Below are 5,200 nucleotides of genomic sequence, written 5' to 3' on the forward strand. Positions count from 1 at the left end.
CTCGCGCGAGTAGCCCGCGATCTCGAACGCCTCGTACATGATCTCCGGCTCGTGGTTCCGGATGGCATCGGAGGCCCGCTCGCTAGCGCCGCACAGCTGTCCAGACGGGAGGCAGGCGCGCGTGAGGAAAGCGGCGTGCGCAGTACTGGCGCAGCACCCGCCGACAACCGGACTCGGCGCGTGCCGGACTGGGCTTACGGAATGCTCACGCAACGGAATCCGGTGTCGTTGTCCTGCATGCGGGCGTCCGCCGTGTTCTTCAGCGACGGCGCGGCACGCTCGAACGGCGAGGTGAAGGCCGAACCCTTCAGCTCGTACCGGGCGCTGCCGGATTGCTCCTCGGTGGAACACCACTCCCATACGTTGCCACAGAGGTCGAAGACGCCGTAGGGGCTGACGCCGGACTGGTAGCGGGAGACAGACGTCGTGGCGTCTATGCCGGTTTCGGCGACGTTGCACTTCGCGGCTGTGGGGTCGTTGCCCCACGGGTAGACGCGGCCCTTCGCGCCGCGCGCGGCCTTCTCCCACTGTGGGGCCGTGGGCAATGTCTTACCGGCCCAACGGGCGTACGCGTCGGCGTCGTGCCACGTCACCCACACCACTGGATGCGTCGCCAGACCGGCCGGGTACCGGCCGTCTGCCCAGTGCAGGGGCGGCCGGTGACCGGTGGCGTGTACGAACTTCGCGTAGTCGGCGTTGGTCGTCGGGTATACGTCGATGCGGTATGTCCCCAGCCACACCGAGCGATCTTCCAGGCCGGAGAGGTAGATACCCTCCTCGACGCAGACCATCAGCTTTCCGTCGGCGGGGTGCTGACTGGTTCGCGAGTCGCGGCGCAGCAGTGCCTCGGCGCGCTCGTCGTGCTCGACTGCGGCCCGCTCCGTGAGGAGCGTCGCGAATCGCTGCTGGGCGTCGCGGTCAACTTGCGCGAGCACGGTGTCAAGAGCCGCTTGATTGGCGAGGCTCAGTTCCAGAGTCTCGCCCCGACCTTCCCAGCGGGGGATCTGGCGCGGATTCACCCCCACCAGATCGGCGAATGCCTTGCCGCTCTTGCGCATGGCCTTGCGTAACAGGGCGGCTTCGCGGCCTGTCCATCTGGGCACCCCCGGCATGCTGTCGTGCTACAGGGTCTCGGCGGGGATCGACAGGTACGCCTCTTGAAGTCGTCTCACAGCGGCGTGCTCGGTGGGGAAGGGGGCCTCGTCGATGGTGGACAGGGCGCGGACGCCGATGCTCGTGTTCGTCGCGAACGCCGCCGCCATGCTCTTGGCCTGTCCCAGGGTGACCGGGGCCACCCGGTGCTCGGTGTGCTGTTGGAGCAGTGCCATGGTCACGCCGGGAAGCACCGGGGCCTGCGGCCACACGATGGTTCCGCCCTGGTCGACGAAGCCGACGTTCCAGGTGCCGCCTTCGGAAACCAATCCGTCGCGGCCGACGAACAGGGCGTCGCCGTATCCGGCGAGCTGCGCGGTGCGGCGCGCGTGCAGTGCTCCGAGCAGCCCGACGTGCTTGACCTCAGGGAGGTCTCGTTCGTAGGGAACGCTCATTGCGCGCAGCGGCGCCGGGGGCATTCCGCCAGCTTCGCGCACAGAAACCAGGATGTGTGGCTCGTCGGCGGCTGCCGGGTATCCCATATCGACCTTCGGGTCATAGACCGTGACGCGGGCCACGCACGGCCGGTCGTACCCCTCCACACTCTGGCGAATGAAGTCCCGGACGCGTCCGGTGTCCAGGTCTGCGCCCCAGATCGCCTTGCAGTCCCGCACGAGACGTTCCAGGTGCAGCGTCGCACCGCGGATGCCGCCGGTCTCATCCACCCGCATCGAGGTGAAGTGACCGAGGTTGGTCAGGGCCAGGGGCAACAGGTCGTCGGCGGATACGGGCTTTCCATTGAGCGTCGCCATGCCGCCCAGCATGTCAGGGTGGCCGCTCCTGCGGCACCCCAAGCGGAGTTACTGACGGGGCAACGTCATCCGCACGTCATTCCCATGCCGCCCTCACAGGGTGTTTGCTGGTCACCGGCCGGACACGTTTGGTGACTACGTCCCCGGACGGCCCGCAAGACACCCGACGCGGCTGTCCCGTCGCGGCCGGGTGTGCAAGGAGCGAACGTGCGGCACAAGCCGCGTGGATACCGCGAAAGGAGGCAGAAATGGAGACGGAGAACGACCAGCCGGATGACGGCCCGGTGGCCGACGCCCCCGTGCTGCTGGTCAGCATGGGGGAGGCGTCGGGGGTGACGCTCGGCCAGGGCATGGGCAGCTCCGAGGACAAGCGGCGGGCCTACAACTGACCCGCCTCCGTGCTGGTGCCCGGACCGGATGCGGGCTGGGCGCCAGCCACGTTCAGGTCAACACCGCAGGAAGGCTCAGCGTATGCGTTGGTTCGGGGGTTTCTGCAACCCCACAGCACCACCAAGAGCCCCGGCCGACAGCGCCCGACCGTGGCCTACTACGCCGGGGCTCTGGACGGTCGGCCAGTGGGCCGGAGAAGAGGTCCGCACGATGTGCACCGGCCGCCGGTTCGTGGCCGTGATCGGCCCGAGCGGCATTGCACGGAGAGACCTCGCCCGGCTTGGCACTTTCGGCGTTCCCGATGACGTGGCGTGGCGCTGGCCGGGGAGCTACACGACAGTAGAAGTCACTGATGAGTTTACGCGAGTGTGGACCGACCTCGGCGGAGCATGGCCGGTCTACACCACGGCGGCAGACGGCGGCGTGTACTGGGCGTCGAGCTCCCGCGCCCTGGCCGGGCTGACCCACACCGGTCCGAACGTGGACCGACTTGCCGCATGGTTGCTTGCCCCTTCCGTGCCCGTACTGCTGGCTGGACGGTCCGCGTTCGCGGGCGTGGAACTCGTGCCAGCCGGGCATCGCCTGACCGTGGCACGGGACGGAGTGGTTCGGACGAACCAGATGTGGTCGCCTCGACCGCGCCCAGGGGCCGCCGATCACCGGTTGCGGGCTGAGCTCGCGGCGGCTGTGGCCGTAAGAGTGGTCGCAGCGTCCGCGCCGACCGTGGACCTGTCGGGCGGATACGACTCCACCGCGCTGGCACTGCTAGCGCACGAATCGGTTGGTCCCGATCATGCGGTGACCGGGGTGACTGTCTGCCCGGTCGGCCACCCATCGGGCGGAGACCTGGACTACGCGCGGTTGGTCGCCGAGCGGTCCGGGATCGCGCACCGGCTCATGCCGTTGGACGCCGACCACGCGCCCTACACCTCGTTGTGCGCGGTCCCTGTCACCGATGAGCCCGCGCCATCAACGGTCGCGCACGCGCGATTTTCCGGTCAACTCCACTGGATGCGCACCACACTTGGAACCGATTGTCACATGACCGGCGACGGTGGAGACAGCCTGTTGTGCTCCCCTCCGATCATGCTCGCCGACCTGTTGGCTACCGGGCGCAACCGGCGGGGCGTGGTCGAAACGATCCGCTGGGCAAGGCTGCGTCGGCTTCCAGTGTGGTCGCTGCTGGTGTCGGCCTACCGCACCTCACGCTCGAATCGTGCGGATGCGCTGGCACGCTTGTCTGTGGAGCTCTTCACAGGCGTTCGAAAGGCCGTTCCGAAGGGAGACATCGGTTGGTGTGCAACGGACTTGGTGCCGTCGTGGGCTACCTACGACGCGCGGGCACGGGCTGCGGCCGTCGCGTCATCGGTGCCTCAACGGTTTCCCGAGGCCGCCATCGGTATGTTCGCCGCGACCGTGGCAGCCGAAGGGATAGCCGACGTGGGCCGCTCGGCACGCGCCGACATTCAGCTGGCCGAAACGGTCGGGGTGCCGCTGCACAACCCGTTCACCGACTCCCGCGTGGTGGACGCATACCTGTCGATTCCCCTGGACGAGCGACCCGGCTCCGCTGACTACAAACCGGTCCTGCGGGATGCCCTGGCCGACCTGTTCCCCGCTGAACTGGCCGCGCGGACCACCAAAGGTGACTTCAACCCCGACCACTACCACGGGATGCGTACGAACCTGCCGGAGCTTCACGCATTAGCGGACGGCCAGTTGGCTGCGCTGGGCCTCGTGGACCCCGTAGAGCTCCGGCGCACGCTGGCGATGACGGCGGCCGGACTGCCTGTCCCCTTCTCCACGGTGGAACCTGCGGTGGCAGCGGAGGTGTGGTTACGTGCTTTGGCCGACGCCCCGGACGTGGTGTGGACACCGGTAGCGGCCGGGGAGGAGGCCAAGTGAAGCGGCCCCGGTACATCACCGTTCCCGAGCACGTCCGCGCTATCAACGTCGGCCCGGCAACGGTGATCGTGAACTACCGCAACGGCCGCGCAGAGACGCTGATCGGCCCGGCCGCGCGCTGGTGGGACGAGGCGACAACCAGCGGCTACGCCGAGGTGCCCGGCGTGCTGGACGGACTGGCCGAACAGACGTTGTGTCGCCAGCTTCTGGAGGCTGGACTGATCTCGCCGACTTTCTCCCGCCGACCGGGGCAGCACACAGCCTCTGGGCCGCCGTGGGTGCCCAGTTGGGGCACACAGGAGATGACGGCCGGGCGTGGCGAGCCGGTCCGCGTGCCGTTCGGAGTGACAGCGCGCGCGGGCGTGGCCTTGGCTGTCGTGCTCGGCGTGCTGGGGGCAGGCCGCAAGCGCCGTCGCATGGCACGGCTCGTGTGGCTGCTGACATGGATAGCCCGGCGTAGCACCGGCAGCGCCACAGCCGATCAGGCTCGCCTAGCCATCAACGCGGTACGACGGGCTGGGCTGGTCGTACCGGGCCGCGTGGCCTGCCTGGAAGAATCAGCGGCCGTCGCTGTGATGCTGGCCCTATCCCGCCAACGGGTGACGTGGTGCCACGGTGCGGCGGCCGACCCCGTCCGGCTGCACGCATGGGTGGAAACTGATGACGGACATCGGGTGGCCGAGCCGCCATCTACGGCGCGGTTCGCCGTGCTGCGCGCCATCCCGGAACGTGACAACGGAGGCGAGAACGATGCATGAGCATGGCGAACCAATCGTGTGGATTCACGGGGACCGTGCCGGACTCGGCCCGCTCTCCGGTGACCTGGTGGACCTGTACTGGCAGTGGGAACAAGACCCCGGCGTGCTGATCGGCTACGGCCGTCAGACACCGGACTCACTGGAGAACCGCAACGAAGGATTCCAGCACCAGGCGCGCAGCACCGACAACCAACTACGCTTCACCGTCTACGACATGACCACGACGCCTCTGACGCCCGTCGG

Annotated in this window: 5 protein-coding genes and 1 pseudogene; 4 read left to right on the top strand and 2 right to left on the bottom strand. The window is 68.4% G+C overall.

Annotated elements, in window-relative coordinates:
* Positions 1-194 precede the first annotated feature (194 nt).
* Both JJV70_RS22180 and JJV70_RS22185 read right to left on the bottom strand, forming a co-directional pair.
* On the bottom strand, positions 195-1,112 hold the full coding sequence (locus JJV70_RS22180; protein WP_219049821.1) for an SUMF1/EgtB/PvdO family nonheme iron enzyme: 918 nt from the start codon (positions 1,110-1,112) through the stop codon (positions 195-197).
* A gap of 9 nt (positions 1,113-1,121) precedes the next feature.
* The gene (locus JJV70_RS22185; protein ID WP_219049822.1) at positions 1,122-1,904 is read right to left on the bottom strand and encodes an aminotransferase class IV family protein; all 783 of its coding nucleotides are present in this window, start codon (positions 1,902-1,904) and stop codon (positions 1,122-1,124) included.
* A gap of 248 nt (positions 1,905-2,152) precedes the next feature.
* Between JJV70_RS22185 and JJV70_RS22190 the strand changes: the two genes are divergently transcribed.
* The 4 genes and pseudogenes from JJV70_RS22190 to JJV70_RS23075 all read left to right on the top strand — a co-directional run.
* Positions 2,153-2,293: an albusnodin family lasso peptide gene (locus JJV70_RS22190; protein ID WP_219049823.1), complete on the top strand. Its 141-nt coding sequence runs from the start codon at positions 2,153-2,155 to the stop codon at positions 2,291-2,293.
* A gap of 82 nt (positions 2,294-2,375) precedes the next feature.
* Positions 2,376-4,199 carry an albusnodin/ikarugamycin family macrolactam cyclase gene (locus JJV70_RS22195; protein ID WP_219049824.1) on the top strand — a complete coding sequence of 608 codons (1,824 nt, stop codon included), beginning with the start codon at positions 2,376-2,378 and terminating at the stop codon, positions 4,197-4,199.
* The gene (locus tag JJV70_RS23430; protein WP_219049825.1) at positions 4,196-4,957 is read left to right on the top strand and encodes a lasso peptide biosynthesis B2 protein; all 762 of its coding nucleotides are present in this window, start codon (positions 4,196-4,198) and stop codon (positions 4,955-4,957) included. The genes JJV70_RS22195 and JJV70_RS23430 overlap by 4 nt, the downstream gene beginning before the upstream one ends.
* Positions 4,950-5,200: pseudogene (locus JJV70_RS23075) on the top strand (GNAT family N-acetyltransferase); the annotation flags it as partial. The gene JJV70_RS23430 and the pseudogene JJV70_RS23075, both read left to right, overlap by 8 nt.

The sequence above is a fragment of the Streptomyces sp. JJ66 genome (assembly GCF_019303495.1).
Taxonomy (GTDB): Bacteria; Actinomycetota; Actinomycetes; order Streptomycetales; family Streptomycetaceae; genus Streptomyces.